This window comes from Labrys sp. E2SS-1L, from assembly GCF_057073705.1.
In genome coordinates this window covers 2145395-2163434 of the sequence record NZ_CP172712.1, presented here as the reverse complement: position 1 = coordinate 2163434, position 18040 = coordinate 2145395, and the positions used below count along the sequence as shown (strand labels likewise).

17 protein-coding genes are annotated in these 18040 nt (G+C 66.0%); 6 read left to right on the top strand and 11 right to left on the bottom strand.

Annotation, left to right across the window (positions count from 1 at the left end; translation table 11 throughout):
• Positions 1-7: 7 nt before the first annotated feature.
• Positions 8-838: an ABC transporter ATP-binding protein gene (locus ACIGJE_RS10005; RefSeq protein WP_311944710.1), complete on the bottom strand. Its 831-nt coding sequence runs from the start codon at positions 836-838 to the stop codon at positions 8-10.
• A 167-nt stretch (positions 839-1005) separates the two neighbouring features.
• A complete protein-coding gene (locus ACIGJE_RS10000) occupies positions 1006-2007 on the bottom strand; it encodes an ABC transporter substrate-binding protein (protein ID WP_483679949.1) in 1002 nt (333 codons plus the stop codon).
• A gap of 192 nt (positions 2008-2199) precedes the next feature.
• Here ACIGJE_RS10000 and hisS point away from each other — a divergent pair, with 192 nt between their 5' ends.
• The 3 genes from hisS to hisG all read left to right on the top strand — a co-directional run bounded on the left by hisS (position 2200) and on the right by hisG (position 5941).
• Positions 2200-3675, top strand: coding sequence for a histidine--tRNA ligase (hisS, locus tag ACIGJE_RS09995; RefSeq protein WP_415080438.1), 1476 nt, complete (start codon positions 2200-2202; stop codon positions 3673-3675).
• 164 nt (positions 3676-3839) lie between these two features.
• On the top strand, positions 3840-4955 hold the full coding sequence (locus ACIGJE_RS09990; RefSeq protein ID WP_415080437.1) for an ATP phosphoribosyltransferase regulatory subunit: 1116 nt from the start codon (positions 3840-3842) through the stop codon (positions 4953-4955).
• On the top strand, positions 4955-5941 hold the full coding sequence (gene hisG / locus ACIGJE_RS09985) for an ATP phosphoribosyltransferase (RefSeq protein ID WP_311944714.1): 987 nt from the start codon (positions 4955-4957) through the stop codon (positions 5939-5941). The genes ACIGJE_RS09990 and hisG overlap by 1 nt, the downstream gene beginning before the upstream one ends.
• 80 nt (positions 5942-6021) lie before the next feature.
• Here the strand turns inward: hisG and ACIGJE_RS09980 are convergent, their stop codons facing one another.
• The 8 genes from ACIGJE_RS09980 to ACIGJE_RS09945 form a co-directional block, all read right to left on the bottom strand.
• On the bottom strand, positions 6022-6939 hold the full coding sequence (locus tag ACIGJE_RS09980) for a dihydrodipicolinate synthase family protein (RefSeq protein WP_415080436.1): 918 nt from the start codon (positions 6937-6939) through the stop codon (positions 6022-6024).
• A complete protein-coding gene (locus ACIGJE_RS09975; protein WP_415080435.1) occupies positions 6936-7916 on the bottom strand; it encodes an ABC transporter ATP-binding protein in 981 nt (326 codons plus the stop codon). The genes ACIGJE_RS09980 and ACIGJE_RS09975 overlap by 4 nt, the downstream gene beginning before the upstream one ends.
• Position 7917: 1 nt before the next feature.
• Positions 7918-8934, bottom strand: a complete 1017-nt coding sequence (locus ACIGJE_RS09970; RefSeq protein ID WP_415080434.1) for an ABC transporter ATP-binding protein — start codon at positions 8932-8934, stop codon at positions 7918-7920.
• Positions 8935-8936: 2 nt separating this feature from the next.
• A complete protein-coding gene (locus ACIGJE_RS09965; RefSeq protein ID WP_367624268.1) occupies positions 8937-9866 on the bottom strand; it encodes a dihydrodipicolinate synthase family protein in 930 nt (309 codons plus the stop codon).
• Positions 9867-9884: 18 nt separating this feature from the next.
• Positions 9885-10766, bottom strand: coding sequence for an ABC transporter permease (locus ACIGJE_RS09960; protein ID WP_415080433.1), 882 nt, complete (start codon positions 10764-10766; stop codon positions 9885-9887).
• Position 10767: 1 nt separating this feature from the next.
• Entirely contained in the window at positions 10768-11727 is a 960-nt protein-coding gene (locus tag ACIGJE_RS09955; RefSeq protein ID WP_415080432.1) for an ABC transporter permease, read from the bottom strand.
• A 294-nt stretch (positions 11728-12021) separates the two neighbouring features.
• Positions 12022-13599: an ABC transporter substrate-binding protein gene (locus tag ACIGJE_RS09950; protein WP_415080431.1), complete on the bottom strand. Its 1578-nt coding sequence runs from the start codon at positions 13597-13599 to the stop codon at positions 12022-12024.
• A gap of 45 nt (positions 13600-13644) precedes the next feature.
• Positions 13645-14385, bottom strand: a complete 741-nt coding sequence (locus ACIGJE_RS09945) for a FadR/GntR family transcriptional regulator (protein ID WP_367624320.1) — start codon at positions 14383-14385, stop codon at positions 13645-13647.
• Between the two features lie 89 nt (positions 14386-14474).
• Here ACIGJE_RS09945 and ACIGJE_RS09940 point away from each other — a divergent pair, with 89 nt between their 5' ends.
• The 3 genes from ACIGJE_RS09940 (at position 14475) to ACIGJE_RS09930 (ending at position 17414) form a co-directional block, all read left to right on the top strand.
• A complete protein-coding gene (locus tag ACIGJE_RS09940; protein ID WP_367624271.1) occupies positions 14475-15443 on the top strand; it encodes a Gfo/Idh/MocA family protein in 969 nt (322 codons plus the stop codon).
• Positions 15440-16426 (top strand): Gfo/Idh/MocA family protein, encoded by a 987-nt coding sequence (locus ACIGJE_RS09935; RefSeq protein ID WP_367624272.1) that lies wholly within the window; start codon positions 15440-15442, stop codon positions 16424-16426. The genes ACIGJE_RS09940 and ACIGJE_RS09935 overlap by 4 nt, the downstream gene beginning before the upstream one ends.
• 136 nt (positions 16427-16562) lie before the next feature.
• Entirely contained in the window at positions 16563-17414 is an 852-nt protein-coding gene (locus ACIGJE_RS09930) for an oxidoreductase (RefSeq protein WP_415080430.1), read from the top strand.
• A gap of 79 nt (positions 17415-17493) precedes the next feature.
• Here ACIGJE_RS09930 and ACIGJE_RS09925 read toward each other — a convergent pair whose 3' ends face one another.
• Positions 17494-17988, bottom strand: coding sequence for a hypothetical protein (locus ACIGJE_RS09925; protein WP_415080429.1), 495 nt, complete (start codon positions 17986-17988; stop codon positions 17494-17496).
• Positions 17989-18040 lie beyond the last annotated feature (52 nt).

The following is an 18040-nucleotide window of genomic DNA, read 5'->3' as shown; positions in this document are numbered from 1 at the left end:
TCTCCTCTCAGGCAGCTTCGGAAGCGCGGCGGTTGGAGGTCTGGACCTCCTCGCGCAGGTCGTTCCAGATCAGGCGGGAATAGTCGATGAAGCGCTGGTCGTAGCGGATCTCCTCGACGATGCGCGGGCGCGGCAGGTCGACCGTGTAGACGGACTTGACCGTGGCCGGGCCGGCGGTGAGTACATAGATCTTGTCGGCCAGCGCGATGGCCTCGTCGAGATCATGGGTCACGAACACGACGGAGGCCTTGGATTCGCCCCACAATTTCAGCAGCACATCGTGCATGACGACGCGGGTCTGCACGTCGAGCGCCGAGAAGGGCTCGTCCATCAGGAGAATCTTGGGCTGGTTGATGAAGGTCTGCGCCAAAGCGACGCGCTTGCGCATGCCGCCGGAGAGCTGGTGGGGATAGTGGTTCTCGAAACGGGGCAGGCCGACGCGCGCGAGCCATTCCCGTGCCTCGGCATAGGCCTCGCGCTTCGACACGCCGCGAAACATCGGTCCCGCCGCAACATTGTCGATGACGTTGCGCCAGGGGAAGACCGCATCGGCCTGGAAGACGAAGCCGACACTGGGGTCGATACCATTGACCGCTCCGCCCATCACGCGGACCTCGCCGGCGCTCGGCCGGGCGAGGCCCGTGACCAGATTGAGCGTGGTCGACTTGCCGCAGCCCGTAGGCCCGACCACGGCGACGAACTCGCCACGCTCGACCGTCATGGAGAAATCGCGGATCGCCGTCATCGACTTGCCGGTCGGGGTGACGAAGCGGCGCGTGACGTTGATGAGTTCGATGGCGGGCGAGGAGGCCGACGCCATGGGCACAGCTTGACTCATGCTTTCCTCCTTGGGGGAAAAGCCGCGGGATAGGACGAAATGTTTCGTGATCTGGCCGGAACGGCACGAAGGCTTGGCATATCTTGGCGGGAACGCAGCAGCCTGCATGCCGGAGCCAGGGAACAGCTGCCCATTTACGGCTGCTGCTCCCGGAAAAGGCCGTCCGCCTACTTTACGTTCTTCACGAACTCGGTGGTGAAGGTCTTGGAGAGGTCGATCTGCTTGCCCTGCAATTCCTTCTTGAAGCTCTGCAGGACTGCCAGCACCGTCTTCGGGCCGTCCTCCGGCATTACGCCATCGGCCGTGAACATGCCTTTGCCCGCTTCCAGGCCCTTGATGTAGCCGTCCTTGTCGTCGCCGTAGAATTCCTTCGGCATCTTCTCGGTGATTTCGGCGGCCGTGTGGGTGTTGATGAAGCGCAAGGTCTTCACGAAGGCGTTGGCGAGTTTCTGGACCTCATCCTTGTTTTTCTCGACCCAGGCCGTGGGCATATAAAGCGAGGCGGCAGGATAGGTACCGCCCAGGGCCTCTTCCGAGCCCTTGACCGTACGCATGTCGATCAGCACGCGGGCGGCGCCGGACTTCAGCATGCGGCCGATGGTCGGTTCGGTGGTCATGCCGGCCTGGATCTGGTCCTGCTGCATGGCGGCGATGAAGGTGGCACCGGCGCCCACGGGCAGCGTGGTGAACTCGTTCGCCTTCACGCCCGCCTTCTCGGCGAGATAGAGCGTGAGGAAGTTGGTAGAGGAGCCAAGTCCGGTGACCCCGACATCCTTGCCCTTGAAATCGGCGGCCGACTTCATGTCCGGATATTTGCTCGAAGCCAGGATGACCTCGCCCGGCGCCTGGCTGAACTGCACGACCGATTGCACGAACTTGCCCTTGCCCTGCAGGTCGACGCAGTGGTCGTAGAAGCCGACCACGCCCTGCACGGTGCCGGCCAGCATCTCCGTCTCGGCATCGACACCAGCGGTATCGTTGAGAAGCTCGACGTCGAGCCCTTCATCTTTGAAATAGCCCAGGCTCTCGGCAAGCTTGGCCGGCAGGTAGATCTGCTTTTCATAACCACCGACCACGATGACGATCTTCTCGGCGGCCTGTGCGGCGGGCACCAGCCCGATGATGGCGGCAAAGGTGGCGGCGGCAAGCAAGGTGCGTCTGCTCGGCATGGTCTCTCCTGTTGCGTTTCCTGTCCCTCCTCCTTCTCGCAAGCGGATATGCGGGAGGGCTCGGTCCTAGGCATAAAGCAGCCAGCTTTCAGCCAGCTTACAATCGGTGCAACAATGACAATCCTGCATTCCATTCTTGCCCCAACCGGTTTTGCTGCCTAAACAGCGGCAAGAATTTTGAAGGTTGCAGCGATGTCCGGCGACAAGAAGCAGAAATTGAAGGCAAGGCAGGCACGCGGTTTCGTCGACCGCAATGCCGGCGAGATCGCGGCGACGCGCGCCATGGTTTCGGTGATCCAGGAAGTCTATGAGCGCTATGGCTTCGACCCGGTCGAAACGCCTTTCGTCGAATATACCGACGCGCTCGGCAAGTTCCTGCCCGACCAGGACCGCCCGAACGAGGGCGTGTTTTCCTTCCAGGACGACGACGAGCAATGGCTGTCGCTGCGCTATGATCTGACGGCGCCGCTGGCCCGCTATGTCGCCGAGAATTTCGACGCCCTGCCCAAGCCCTATCGCAGCTACCGGGCCGGCTATGTCTTCCGCAACGAGAAGCCTGGTCCCGGCCGCTTCCGCCAGTTCATGCAGTTCGACGCCGATACCGTGGGCTCGGCCTCGGTCGCGGCCGATGCCGAGATCTGCATGATGGCCGCCGACACCATGGAAAAGCTCGGCATTCCCCGCGGCTCCTATGTGGTGCGCGTCAACAACCGCAAGGTGCTCGACGGCATCATGGAGGCGATCGGCCTCGCCGGTGACGAGAATGCCGGCCGCCGCCTCACGGTGCTTCGCGCCATCGACAAGTTCGATCGGCTCGGCCTGGAGGGCGTGAGGGCGCTGCTGGGCACCGGCCGCAAGGACGAGTCCGGCGATTTCACCAAGGGTGCCGGGCTCGACGACAACCAGGCGCAGACCATCCTCGACTATGTGGCGGGACAGAGCGGCTCCAATGCCGATACGCTCGCGCGCATCCGCCCGCTGGTTTCGGGCTCGACTGCCGGCAGCGAGGGCGTCGAGGAACTCGCCCGCATCGCCGAACTGGTTGAGAAGTCCGGCTATGGCACCGACCGCATCCTGATCGACACCTCGATCGTGCGTGGGCTCGAATATTACACCGGCCCCGTCTACGAGGTGGAGCTCACCTTCGAGGTCAAGGATGAGCAGGGCCGGCCGGTGCGCTTCGGCTCGGTCGCCGGCGGCGGACGCTATGACGGCCTCGTCGCCCGCTTCCGCGGCGAGCCCGTGCCGGCAACCGGATTTTCCATCGGCGTCTCGCGCCTGCTCTCGGCCCTGACCGCCCTCGGCCGCGTCGACACCGCCGGCGTCGCCGGCCCCGTCGTGGTCTGCGTGATGGATCAGGCGCGCCTGCCCGACTACCAGGCCATGGCCAGCGAATTGCGCCAGGCCGGCATCCGCGCCGAGGTCTATCTCGGCGGCTCCGGCATGAAGGCCCAGCTCAAATATGCGGACCGCCGCAAGGCACCGGTCGCGGTGATCCAGGGCTCGGACGAGGCCGAGAAGGGCGAGGTCCAGCTCAAGGACCTCGCGCTCGGTGCCGAAATGGCCAAGGCCATTGCCGACAACAGCGAATGGCGCGAGGCAAGGGTCGCCCAGCGCCAGGTGCCGCGGGCCGAGCTGGTCAAGGTCGTGAAGGAAATGCTGGGGTAATTTGGAGCGCGGACATCCTGTCCGCTCTTCCTCGTCTCGACCGTGGTGTTTCCAAGAGCGGACAGGATGTCCGCGCTCCAGCATAAACCTCGTTTGCCCTTTCCAGTCGCACCTCGTCGCCTGCCCTGCTAGAAGACCCCCGACATTCACCATGGACCGCCGGCATGCCCCATCCCGCCTATGAAGCCTTCGACGCGCTCGCCTCGCGCTCGGGCTATCAGCTGGTCGACCCGCCGATCCTGCAGCCGGCGGGCCTGTTCCTCGATCTACTCGGCGAGGACATGCGCCGCCGCGCCTTCCTGACCACCGATGCCGAGGGGCAGGAATTCTGCCTGAGGCCTGACTTCACCATTCCGGTGTCGCTGCATCATCTCAAGGCCGTGAAGGCCGGTGGGGTGGGTGCCTATGCCTATCGCGGCCCGGTCTTCCGCTTCCGCACCGACGGCCCGAGCGAGTTCCTGCAGGCCGGCTTCGAGAATTTCGGCCGCGGCGACAAGCCGGCCGCCGATGCCGAGATGCTGGCCATCGCCCTGGAGGCGGCCGGAGATCTCGGCCTTGCCCAGCCGGACATCCGCATGGGCGATGCCGGCATCGTCACCGCCATGCTCGATGCGCTCGACCTGCCGCCGGTCTGGCGGCGGCGGCTGGCCAGCGACCTCAGGCGTTCCAAGGATCTCGACGAGGATCTGGCTCGCCTCGGCAGTTCTGCCCCCAAGAACGGCGCCGCAGCCTATGCCGGCTTCCTCGCGGCCCTGGAAGGCTCGGACCCGGGCTCGGCCCGTGCCGCCGTCGCCGATCTGCTGTCGATCGCCGGCATCCAACCGATCGGCGGGCGCAGCGTCGACGAGATCGCCGACCGCTTCCTGGAGCAGGCGGCGCTCTCTTCCGGCCTCGGCGTCGATGCCGACAAGGTGGCGATCACCCGGCGGATCTTTGCGGTCAGCGGCGATCCCGACAGTGCCAGCGCCGAACTGCGCGCCATTGCCGGCGAAGCCAGGCTCGACCTCAACGCGGCCCTCGATGCCTTCGACGAACGCACCGGCTTCTTCGCCGCCCGCGACATCGAGGTGACCGCCATCAAATTCGCCACCGGCTTCGGCCGCCGCCTCGATTATTACACCGGCTTCGTCTTCGAGCTGACCGATCCGGCCGAACCGGAAGCCGCCGCCCGCGTCGGCGGCGGACGCTACGACCAGTTGATGGCGCAGCTCGGCGCCGCCGAGCCCGTGCCGGCGGTTGGCTGCTCGATCTGGCTCGACCGGTTTGGCGGAGACGCATGATGAACAACCCTGCCCTTTCCCCGCTGCTTCTGGGCATTCCGTCCAAGGGCCGGCTGCAGGAAAACTGCACGTCCTTCTTCGAGCGCGCCGGCATCCGCTTCGTGCAGGAGCGCGGTGCGCGCGACTATCGCGGCTCCGTGCCCGGCATGAACGATGTCGAGGTGCTGTTCCTCTCCGCCTCCGAGATCGCCGGCCAGCTCGCCTCGGGCGCCATCCATTTCGGCGTCACCGGCGAGGATTTGGTGCGCGAGAACATTGCGCGCGCCGACGAACGCGTCACCCTGCTGCAGCCGCTCGGCTTCGGCCAGGCTAATGTCGTGGTCGCGGTGCCGCAGGCCTGGATCGACGTGCGCTCCATGGCCGACATCGAGGACGTTGCCGCGAGCTTTCGCCAGCGCCATGGCCGCCGCCTCAAGGTCGCGACCAAATATATCAACCTCACCCGCGCCTTCTTCTCGGCGCATGGCGTCGCCGACTATCTGATCGTCGAGAGCCTGGGTGCCACCGAAGGTGCACCGGCCTCCGGAGCGGCTGATCTCATCGTCGACATCACCACCACCGGCTCCACCCTCACCGCCAATGCGCTGAAGGTGATCGAGGACGGCATCATGCTGAAGAGCCAGGCCAATCTGGTGGCTTCGCTCGGAGCCGACTGGAACGAGCGGGCCCGCGCCGGCGCGGCCGCCATGCTCGGTCGCCTTGCCGCCAAGGCCAAGGGCAGCGCCCAGCGTGAGATCCGCTGCATCCTGCGCGGCGTCAACCAGCAGCATCTGCGCGATGCCGGCGAGCTCTTCGGTGCCGGCGCCCCCTTCGGCCTGCCGGCCCCGGGCCAGCCCCTCACCTTCCTGGTGCCGGCCGGCCAGCTGTTCGACTTCGCAGCCTGGCTGACGGCGCAAGGCGCCGCCTCGATCGCCGTCACCAGCCTCGATTTCGTCTTCGAGCCGCAGAGCGCGCTTTACGCGGAGCTGGAGAAGAAGCTGGGATAGTCCCTGGGACCGCCGGCTTCCAGCCGGCTCTTGGAACCAGGAGAGGAAGATGCCGGCTGGAAGCCGGCGATCCCAGGACATTACGCCTCGAACAGCTCCGGCAGGAGCGCTCTGGCGATAGGGCGCAATCGCTCCGCCTCGCTCTCTGCAATCCAGCGATAGGGCCGCCGCAGGCGCGGACCGACGGGTCCCCAGCCGCCGATGGCGGCCAGGAGCTTGTCCAATGCAGCATTGGAATAGCCGTGATCGCGCCGGAACGGCACGATGTGCTCATCCATGAAGCGGCAGAGCCGACGCTCCAGATCGAGTGCGGCCTCGATGTCAGCGGCCATGCTGTCGGTCCAGGCCTGCGCGCCGCGGGGGCTGAGGCAGGCCACGTTGGAGAAGGCACCGGCCGCCACGCCTGCCTTGATGCCGGTGGCGAGATGATGGCCGGGGACGAAGAGCGCGACGCCGGCCAGATGCCGGCGTGCGGCCGCATACCAGGCGTCATCCCCATCGGCGAGCTTGATCGCCTTGACGGCTGGGACCGCCCGCACCAGCCTGCCGAGTGACTCCGGCGACAGGACGCGCTTGGCATGCGGCGGATTGTAGAGCACCAGCGGCAGGCCCCGCGCCGCCTCCGCCATCATCGCCAGGAAATCGATGGCCTCCTCGTCCGTCACCGGCCACCAGTCCGGCAGGATGATTTGGATCGCCGCCGGCTGCAGCCCAGTTGCCCGCCGCACCCGCTCCAGCGACTGGCGGGGATCGCCCTGGCAGGCGCCGATCACGAAGGGCATGCCGGCCGCCTGACATTTTTCGGCCAGCAGTGCCTGGATCGCCTCATATTCGGCTTCGGTCTGGTTGTGGAACTCGCCGGCCGTGCCGTTGGAGTAGATGCCATCGACGCCCGCAGCGATCAGGAGGTCGATCTCCTCGCCGAGATGGCCGAAATCGATCGCGTCGTCGGTGGCGATCGGCAGCAGCAGCGTGGCCCAATTGCCGCGAAGGGTCATAGGCTGATGTCCTGCCGGATGCAGGCCTTGAAGTGGCCTGGCTCGACTTCCTCGAGCTTGGGGATTTCGCGGGCGCAGGCCTCGATAGCGTGCGGGCAGCGTGTACGGAAGACGCAGCCCGAGGGGGGATTGGCAACGGAGGGAATGTCACCCTTCAGGATCTGGCGCTGGCGCGGCCGATCCGGGTCCGGCTCGGGGATCGCCGACAGCAGCGCCCTTGTATAGGGGTGCCTGGGCGCCTCGTAGAGCCGGTCGCAGGGCGCGATTTCCATGATGCGGCCGAGATAGAGCACGATGACGCGGTCGGCGATGAACTCCACCACGGCCAGGTCATGCGAGATGAACAGCATGGTCAGGCCGAGGCGGGCCTGGAGGTCGCGCAGGAGATTGACGATCTGGGCCTGGATCGAGACGTCGAGGGCCGAGACCGGCTCGTCAGCGACGATCAGGTCCGGCTGCAGGATCAGCGCCCTGGCAATGCCGATGCGCTGGCGCTGGCCACCGGAGAATTCGTGAGGGTAGCGGTCGAGGGCATCGGGCGGCAGCTCGACGGCTTCGAGGGCGGCGCGGGCCCTGTCGAGGCGTTCGCGGCGCGTGCCGATCGCCTGGATGTTCAGCCCTTCCGTCAGAATCTCGCCGATGGTCATGCGCGGCGACAGGCTGGCGAAGGGGTCCTGGAAGATATATTGCATGCGCCGGCGCTGGCGGCGCAGGTCCCCGGCCGACAGGCGCGCGATGTCGCTGCCCTCGAACAGGATCTCGCCGGCGCTCGGCTCGATCAGCCGCAGGATCGAGCGCCCGATCGTGGTCTTGCCGGAACCGGATTCGCCGACCAGCCCGACGACTTCGCCCCGTTTCACCTCGAAGGAAATGTCGTCGAGCACCCGGACGGGCGCGGCACGGCCGAAACCGCTGCCATACTGCTTGGCAAGCCCGCGTACCTGAAGCAGCGGCGAGCCGGAAAGGGACGTCTCCATCTCACAACTCCTGCGAACGGATGCAGCGGCTGGCATGATCCGGCCCGACTTCCGCCAGTGCGGGCATGGCCTCGCGGCAGGCCGGCAGGGCCAGGGAGCAACGGGGAGCGAAGGCACAGCCCCGCGGCATGGCGGCAAGGCTGGGGACGGCGCCCGGAATGGCGGCGAGGCGTCCACCGGCCTTCTTGAGCCGCGTCGCCTCGCCCAGTCGCGGCACCGAAGCGAGCAGGCCCTTGGTGTAGGGATGCCGCGGGCGCCGGAAGACCTCGCGAACGGGCCCCTGCTCGACGATGCGGCCGGCATACATCACCGCGACACGATGGGCGATCTCGGCGACGACACCGAGATTATGGGTGACGAACAACACCCCCATGCCGTTCTCCGCCTGCAGGCGCTGCAGGAGATCGAGGATCTGGGCCTGGATGGTGACGTCGAGCGCCGTGGTCGGCTCGTCGGCGAACAGCAGCACGGGATCGCAGGCGAGCGCCATGGCGATGGTGGCGCGCTGGCGCATGCCGCCGGAGAGCTCGTGCGGATATTGGCGGGCCCGCCGGGCGGGATCGGGGATGCCCACCTTGTCGAGCAGCCCGACGGCGGCAGCCATGGCCGCCTTGCGCGGCTGGCCCTTGTGCACACGGATGGGCTCGGCGATCTGGTCGCCGATGGTGTAGACCGGGTTGAGGCTGGTCATCGGCTCCTGGAAGATCATGCTGATCTCGTTGCCGCGGATGTGCCGGCGCTCCTCGGCATCCAGAGCGACGAGATCGCGGGCGATCCCGTCCCGGCCCCGGAACCGCATCGTGCCTCCGGCGACGCGTGCGATCTTGCCGGGCAGCAGCCCCATGATGGATTGGCCGGTCACCGATTTGCCGGAGCCGGACTCGCCCACCAGCGCCAGCGTCTCGCCGACACCGATGCCAAGATCGAGATCGGACACGGCGGACACCTCGCGTCCGCCGACGCGAAACACCGTGTTCAGGCCCTCTATCTCCAGGATCGCGGGTGCCGCCATCACCATGCTCAGCTCAACAGGCCGGTCTGGCGCAGGATCGTCTCGATCGTGGCCGCCTCGGCTTCGTTCAATGCTCGCTGCGGGCGCGCCATTTCGTTGGTCTCGATGATGCCGAGCCGACGCATCGCCGTCTTGAAGGCGCCGACGCCGGCCGAGCCGGCGCTGACGCGCGGCGCGGCGACCCAGACCATCTCGAACAGGCGGCAGAGGCGCTCCTGCTCCTGGCGCGCGCCTGCCCAGTCCCCCTTGCGGCAGAGGTCGTAGAGCCGGACATAGCCGGCAGGATCGACATTGGCGAGGCCGGGCACGATGCCGTGGGCGCCCATCAGCAGGGCGCTGTCACAGACGATCTCCGAGCCGGTCATCATCATGATCTCGGGACGATCGGCAAGGTCCATCAGGGCATAGCGGAAATTGCCGTCGTCGCCGCTGGAATCCTTCAGGCCGACGATGCTGCCCTCGCGGGCCAGCGTCACCACGGTGTGGCGGTCGAGCTTGAAATGCACGCAGACCGGAATGTCGTAGGCGACCACCGGCACGTCGATCGCTTCCCGCAGATAGCGGAAATGATCGATCACCTCCGGCGCGCTGGTGCGGGCATAGAAGGGCGCGGTGGCGACCACCGCACTCACCCCGATCGACTGCGCCGTCCTGGCATGGGCGATGACGCGATCGGTGGTGGGATCGACGACGCCGGCCAGCACCGGCACCCGGCCATTGACGGTCTCGACCGCGAATTCCAGCACCTTCCGGCGCGTGGCCTCGTCGTGGAAGACGACCTCGCTGGTCGATCCCAGCACGAACAGGGCATGCACGCCGCCGGCGATCAGGTGCTCGATCACCCGCGCGAAGGAGGGATAGTCCACTTGGAGATCGGCGGTCAGGGGCGTGACGACCGGCGGCACGACGCCGTGGAACAGGGGGGATGCGGAAGACATGGAGAACCTTCTCTGCAGTCAGTTGAGTTCGGAACGAGGATCGAAGGCATCGCGCAGGCCATCGCCGACGAAATTGATGGCGAGCACGGTGAGGACGAGGGCAGCGCCGGCGAACAGCCATTGCCAGGGGTATTGCTCCAGCACGACGGTGCTGCGGGCGGCGTTCAGCATGTTGCCCCAGCTCGCTTCCGGCGGCGGGATGCCGAGGCCGAGGAAGGAGAGGCCCGCTTCCAGCAGGATGGCGGCGGCAAATTGCAGCGCGGCATAGACGACGAGGATGTCGATGGTGTTGGGCAGGCCATGGCGCCAGAGCAGGTGGCCGAGCGTGGCCCCCATGCCGCGCGCGGCGATGACGAAGTCGCGCTCGCGCAGTTCCATCAGCCGCGCCCGCACCATGCGTGCCAGCACCGGCCAGGACAGCAGCGAGATCACGGCGATGGTGGAGAGGATGCCCGCGCCGGTGATCGAGGCGATCACCAGGAGCAGGATCACCGGCGGCAGCGTCATGGCGAGGTCGACCAGGCGCATGATCACCGCATCGGCGACACGCCCCGCCATGGCGGCGAGCGCTCCGACGACATAACCGATGACCAGCGAGATCACCACCGAGCTGCCTGCCACCAGCAGGGAGATGCGGCCGCCGCGCAGGACGCGCGCGAGAATGTCGCGCCCGACACCATCCGTGCCGAACCAGTGGGCGGCGCTCGGGCCCTTGTTGATGGCCAGGAGGTCGATGTCGTTGGGCTTGTAGCGCAGCAGCCAGGGATGGAAGACCACCAGCGCCAGCATGACCAGCAGGATGGCAAGGCCCACAAGCGTGACGTTGTTGGCGGCAAAGCGCCTCATCGCCCGCGCGAGCGGACCGTTGCCACGGGACCGAAGCTGTGTCGAAATCGCCATCTCAGGCAACCTTGATGCGCGGATCGACGGCCGCATAGGCGACGTCGGTGAGGATGTTGACGACGATGACACAGGCGCCCACCACCAGGGTCGCGCCCATGATCACCGGATAGTCACGCGTCGACACCGCATTGACGAGCAGCAGCCCCATGCCGGGCCAGTTGAACACGCTTTCCAGGAAGATCGCGCCGCCCACGGCAATGCCGATGGTGGAGCCGATCAGCGTGACCACCGGCAGCAGAGCGTTGCGCAGCGCATGCTTGACGATGACCCAGAATTCCTTGACCCCCTTGGCGCGGGCGGTGCGCACATAGTCCTGGTTGAGTACCTCCAGCAGCGAGGCGCGCATATAGCGCATGATCAGCGCGGCATGGCCGATCGAGAGCAGGAGAGCCGGCAGGATGAGGTGGCGCAGCAGGTCCGCCACCGAGAAGGGCGCGCCCGGGGTGAGCATGCCGCCCGACGGCGCCCAGCGCAGCAGCACCGAGAAGACGTAGAGACCGACCAGGGCCGTCAGGAAGGCGGGACTGGAGATGCCGAAGAAGGCGGCGATCGACAGGCCCACATCCGTCGGCGAGTTGCGCCTGACGGCGCCGAGAATGCCCGTGGCGATGCCGATGACGATGGCGATCGCCAGCCCCGCCCCCATCAGCAAGAGCGTCGGCCCGATACGCTCGCCGATCAGGCCGAGCACCGTGTCGCCATTGCGCTGCAGCGAGAAGCCGAGGTCCCCTCTGGCGGCGCTGGCAAGCCAGGCGGCATATTGCACCGGCAAGGGCTGGTCGAGGCCGAGCCGGCTGCGCACGGCCGCCATTTCCTCCTGCGACATCGCCACATTCGGATTGATATAGGCGTCGATCGGATCGCCAGGCGCCAGGCGCAGCAGTATGAAGACCAGCAGGCTCAAGGCGACGAGCATGGCCGCCCCGACCAGCAGGCGATTGAGGTAATAGCGCAGCATGGCGTTCCTCATGGAGGATGTGCGGACACATCCGATATCTCGACAGAGGTCCAACAACGGAGGGCGCAACTTGCCTTCTCCACGAAGTGGGGAAGGTGGCCCGGCGAAGCCGGGTCGGATGGGGTGTGGCGAGCAACGCGATGTTCTTTGAAGCTTGGCACGACGGTTGAGCAGGCTTGTTTCGCTCCCCGCTCGGCTCGCCCCACCCCATCCGCCCAAACTTCGTTTGGGCACCTTCCCCACTTCGCGGAGAAGGCAAGTTGCGCCCTTCTTGATGGGATGCCGTAAAGCTCCCTATTCCACCGCCCATTTCTCCGGATGTGCCGCGTAAGGCCCGCCGCCGGGGGCCGGCAGCCAGACGAAGTTCTTCAGCTTGCTGGACGCCACGCCATAGCGATTGGCGACCCAGAGCGTCGCCCAGGGCAAATCGGCATTCATCGCCTTGCACACCGCCTGGTAGCGCTCGGCCTGCTTGGCGTCGTCGGATTCATTCAGCGCGGCATCGAAGGCCCCGCTCACCGAGGGCATCCTGATGCGCAGGAAATTGGCACCCTGCGGCGGGATCTGCTTCTCGTTGAGACCCATGTTGAGGCCACCGGGATCGGGGCCGTTGCGCAGGCCGGCATAGACGAGCGGGAACTGAGACCAATCCGGCTTCTGGGCATAGATCGTGCCGTTATAGGTCGGGGTATCGACGGCGCGCGGCACCACATTGATGCCAACCTGGGACAGCATGGCCTGCACGGCGGCAAGCACATTGGTGGCCTGCGGCGTGTTGTAATAGGTCAGCAGGGTGATCGGCTTGTCGCCATTGATCTTGTCCCAGCCCGCCTCGGCCAGCAATTGCTTGGCCTTTTCGGGATCATAAGCGTAGGGATCGAGGCCGGCGGGTTGAAGCCGATCGGCGACATAGCCGCAATTGGCCGTCTTGGCGGCCCCGCCATAGAGGCTCTGAACGATCGCGTCGCGGTTGATGGCGTGCATCACGGCCTGGCGCACCTTGAGGTCCTTCCACAAAGGCGCCTCCTGGTTGAAGCCGAGATAATTGACCACGAAGGAATTGCCGTCGATGACGCGATAGGCATCGTTGCCCTTGAAGGATGCGGCGTCGTCGGCTTCTACATAGCTGAAGCTGATCTCCCCGGCGCGCAGGGCCGCCACCGCCGCCGCCGTATTGGCGAAATAGCGGTTGATGATGCGTCCCGTCACCGGCTTACCGCCGCGATACTCGTCATTGGCGGCGAGCTCGACATATTGGTCGGTGATATAGCGCGAGAATTTGTAGGGGCCGGTGCCGACGGGCGCCTTCGACCACCAGGGATTCTTGGCGAGCGTCTCGGCCGGAATGTCCTTGAGCGCATGCTGGGGCAGCATCATCAGCTGGGTCAGCGTGTCGAGCAGGCCGGCATTCGGGGCCGACAGCTTCAGGACCACCGTATGGGCGTCGGGGGTCTCGATCGCCTGGATCGCGCTGAGGCGGGCAGCGAAGACCGAACCTGTCGCGCCGTTCTTGGCCGTCTCGATGGTGAATTTCACGTCGGCCGAGGTGAAGGGCTGGCCGTCATGCCATTTGGTATCGGCCAGGGTGAAGCTGTAGGAGAGCCTGTCGGCGCCGACCTCGAATTTGGTGGCGAGCGCCCCTTCGATCTTCTCCAGTCTGCCGTCATAGATCACCAGAGGCTCGAAATAGAGATTGAGCCAGGTGAAGCCGCCGGTGGCTGCCAGCGGGTTGAAATTGCCCTGGAACCCGCCCGGGCCGACATCAAAAGCCCCCGTTATCGCCGTGCCATCCGCGGCCCGGGCTGGCTTGGCAGCGGGCATTGCCATGATCGTCGCGGCCAAAAGCGCGAGCGCGATCTTCCTCAGTGCCATGATTTCTCCCCTCGTCTCTTCTTGTCTGGTCGTGCCGCAGGCCTCTCAGTCGGGCGTCGGCGCTGTCTTCCTGGTCGCAAGCAGGCGGGCGATGCCGTCATAGTGCTGGTCGAGCCGGCTGCGAGCGGCCTCGACGTCCCGCGCCGCCACGGCGGCATAGATGTCGTAATGGTCCTGCCAGGTGGCCATCGGATCGATATTGGCCAGGTTGACGAAATCCGATGCCTTGTAGAAGGCGAGCCAGAACACATCGATCAGGCTGGTCAGCATGCGATTGTCCTGGCAGCGGAACAGCAGATTGTGGAAACGCTGGTCCTCGGCGGCAAAGCTCTGGTTGCGCTCGGCGGCCTGCCGCATCTGCTCGACCGTGTGGCGCAATTCCTCGATGTCGTCCTCGCCGATCAGCGCGACCGTCTTGGCGATCAAGCCGACCTCGAGCACGCGGCGGATCTCCAGCACCTCCTCGACCTCGCGCAGGGCCCCGCCCAGGCCATAAGCGAGATTGTCGAGCAATGGCGCGAAGGAGAAGGCCTTGACGAAGACGCCGATGCCACGGCGCGTCTCCAGGATACCGACCGACTCCAGCGCCTTGATCGCCTCGCGCACCGAATTGCGGCTGACACCCAATTGCTGGGCGAGGAACCCTTCCGGCGGCAGCGCCGAGCCGGGCCCGAGCTGGTTGTCGGCAATGTAGCTCTTCAGGCTCTCCTGCACGGAAACATGCAGGAGCGGCGGCCGGTCGAGCGGCTTGATCGACTTCACCTTGCCTGCCCCTGCCGCATCCACAGCCACCAGCCCTCGTTGTCCGTGGCTTGATAGTGATTGACTTGTAGGATATCTGTCAAGTCAATCTTTGGAGGACGGAGGAAATGGCCATGCGCGTCGCCCTGGCCGGCGTTGGACATTGGCATGCGGCCATGCACCGGGAGGCCGCCCACCAGGCCGGGGCAACCATCACCGGGGTGTGGGACGAGGATGCCGATGTCGCGGCGCGCTTTGCCCGGGAAAACGGCCTCGAGACCCAGGCCTCTCCCGAGGCCTTGGCCAGGGCCCGGCCGGACCTGGTGGTGCTGATGGGCAGTCCAACGGGTCTGGTCGAGCGCGCAATCTCGCTTGTCGATGCGGGGCTCGCCGTGATGCTGGAAAAGCCGGCTGCACTGGGAGCATCCGAACTCGAACCACTCAGGGATCGCGGCCGGCGGGGCGCCTTCATCGCCGTGCCGCTTCCCAATCGCTGCAGCCCGATCTGGCCGCGCATCGCCGAACTGACCGCTACCGGCCGGCTCGGCGAGCTCTCTCACGCCCAGTTCCGCATCGTGAACGGGCCACCGGAGCGCTACCGGATCGACGGCGTGCCCTGGCTGCTGGCACCGCAGACCAGCGGCGGCGGCGCCCTGCGCAATCTCGGCATCCATGGCGTCGATGCCGCACTGGCTTTGGCGGGCGATGACGGGCTGGAGCTGGTTGCCGCCTCTCTCGGCCATCTCCATGGCGAGGCCGTCGAGGACTACGCCATCCTGACCCTGCGCAATGGCCGGGGGCTGATCGTCACCATCGAGGCCGGCTATACCTACGCCTCGATGGCGCCGGGCGGCGACTTCGAATGGCGCGTCTCCAGCGCGAACGCCTATCTCGTCGACCACGGGGACCATTGCCGCATCACGACGCTCGACGATGCGGCCACGCGCGAGGAACCGCCCTTGCTGCCCGGCGAGCGCTACAAGGCCTTCATGGCGGATACGCTGGCCCGGCTGGCACGCGGCGAAGCTCCTCTCGTCGGGATCGAAGACTATTGGCGGGCCATGACGCTGATCGACGAAGCCTATGAGAGGGTGGCAGCATGATCGGTATCGGCATCATCGGGGCCGGCCATTTCGGCGCGGTTCACGCCAGGGCGATTGCCGCGACGCAGGGCTTGCGTGTCGCGGCCATATGCCGGGAAGACGCCGCAGCCGCCCGGGTATTCGCCCACGAACATGGCGGCCATGCCCACACCGATTGGCGCGCCGTGCTCGACGACTCCGCGGTCGACGCCGTCGTCATCGCCACCCCCCATCATCTCCATGCTGAAATGGCGGTGGCGGCGGCCCAGGCCGGCAAGCATGTCCTGCTGGAAAAACCGATGGCGCCGACGCTGGCCGAATGCGATGCGATCAACGCCGCTGTGGCCAAGGCCGGCGTCAAGCTGATGGTCGGCCATGTCATGCATTTCGCCCGCCCCTGCCTCGTCGCCCGGGAGATCCTCGACGGCGGCACGCTCGGCCGACCGATGCTCGGCTCGAGCTGGATGATCAAATTGTGGATGGAAGCCAATCGGCGTCCCTGGCATCTTTCCAACGTCACGGGTGGCGGCATGCTGATGACGGCCGGCATCCACGCTCTCGATCGCCTCGTCTGGCTGATGGGCAGCGAAGTGGCCACGGTGAGCGCTCTCTCCGGCACTTGGTTCCACCAGCAGGAAGCCGATGACAGTGCCTTGATGCTGCTGCGTTTTGCGGATGGGCGCATCGGCCAGGTCGCCAGCGTCGGCTATCGCGACGGCGCCGTAGGCTTTGCCATGGACCTCGTCTGCGAGGGCGGCACCCTCAGGATCGATTTCGAGCATGGCGTCTCGATCGGGCGCGGCGGCAGCTGGACGCCGATCGCCCATTCCGCCGATCCGGACTGGATGCAGCGCGCGGTCGAAGCCGAATGGCGGGCCATGGCGGCTGCCATCGAGGCGAACGCACCGGTTCCCGTCGACGGGACCTATGCGCGCCACCTGATTGCCTGCCTCGACGCCGCCGGTCGAGCCAATGCCGAAAGGCGGGAGATAGCACTGGCCTGAATGGGCTGGAAAATGAGATAAAGAGCCGGCTATTCATCAGGCAGGCTATACGGCCTGTATGTTTTTACCCCGGTTATTGAGCGGGGGCGTTGGTTCTATGTAAGATGCCCCACCTTTGCTTTCCAAAGAGATTGCCATGTCAGAAATTGCAAAGCCCGTCTGGTTCATTACCGGCTGCTCCACCGGCTTCGGCCGCGAACTGGCGCGCCATACGCTTTCGCTGGGCTATCCGACCGTCGTCACCGCCCGCAATCCCGCCCAGCTCGAGGACTTCGTCATGGAGTTCGGCGATACGGCGCTGGTGCTCAAGCTCGACGTGACGAAACAGGCCGATATCGATGCTGCCCTGGCCGTGGCGCTGGACCGGTTCGGCCGCATCGACGTCCTGGTGAACAATGCCGGCATCGGCTATTTCGGCTCGCTCGAAGAGAGTGACATGGCCGAAGTCCACAAGATGTTCGACATCAATGTCTGGGGCCTGACAGCGATGACGCGCGCGGTGCTGCCGGCGATGCGCCAGCAGCGTTCGGGCACCATCGTCAACATCTCCTCGATCGGCGGCCTGCGCGCCCCGCCCTCCGTCAGCTTCTACACCGCCACCAAATTCGCGGTCGAAGCCCTGTCGGAATCGCTGTCCCAGGAAGTCGCGCCCCTGGGCCTCAAGGTGCTGATCGTCGAGCCAGGCCCGTTCCGGACCGATTGGGCGGGCCGCTCGGCCAATGAGGCACCGCAGACCATTGCGGCCTATCGCGAAACGGCGGGCGTCCGGCAGGGCCAGATCCGGGGCAATAGCGGCAAGCAACCCGGCGATCCGGTCCGAGCCGCCCAGGCGATCGTCAAGGCCGTCGAAGCCGAGAATCCACCCCTGCGGCTGTTGCTCGGCAAGGCGGCGCTCGAAGGCGCCCGCATCAAGCTCGCCCAGCTCGCACAGGACTTCGACGCCTGGGCCGCGGTGACCGAGGGTGCCGACTATCCTGAAGGGCAATAGGCGAAACGGTAGCGCCACGTTTCGCCGCCAGCCTTGAATGGCGAAGACGCGTCGAAGCCGGACGCGTCTTCTCGACGATCTAGCGGTAGCGCGCCACGCATTGCATCAGCGCACTCAGGGCCGAAGACGTGCCGTTCAAGGTAACCGAGAAGGACTTGTTGCCGCGGGGCTGGAAATAGAGAACCCGCCCGGCCCGGATCTCCTGGAAGAGCTGCGTCGAATCGGCCAGCGGAATCAGCAGCCGGGTCGGCGCCGTTGCCTTGGCGCCGCTGGCACGCGAACGGTAATTATCGACCCAATAGGTCACATCGCCTCGCGAATCCCTGACCCAGTTCCAGTTGGGATTCTCGATGACCATGCCCCAGGCCGCTTCCCGCGTCAGCAGGAAATGCACCGCCGCGCCCCTCGAATATTTGCCGCTGGAAGCACAATATTCAAAGCGGCCATTGCTGGCATTGGCTTCGATCACCCATTGCCCCATGTCGTAGCGGCCGATGACCTCGCTTCTCGCGCTTCCGGCCACGAGCAGAGCAATACTCGCCGCCGCCAAAGCGATACAACCTCTATGCTGCATGCCAGCCCCTTCCCCATTCACGATTCAATCGAAATCATTGGAGGTCATTCGG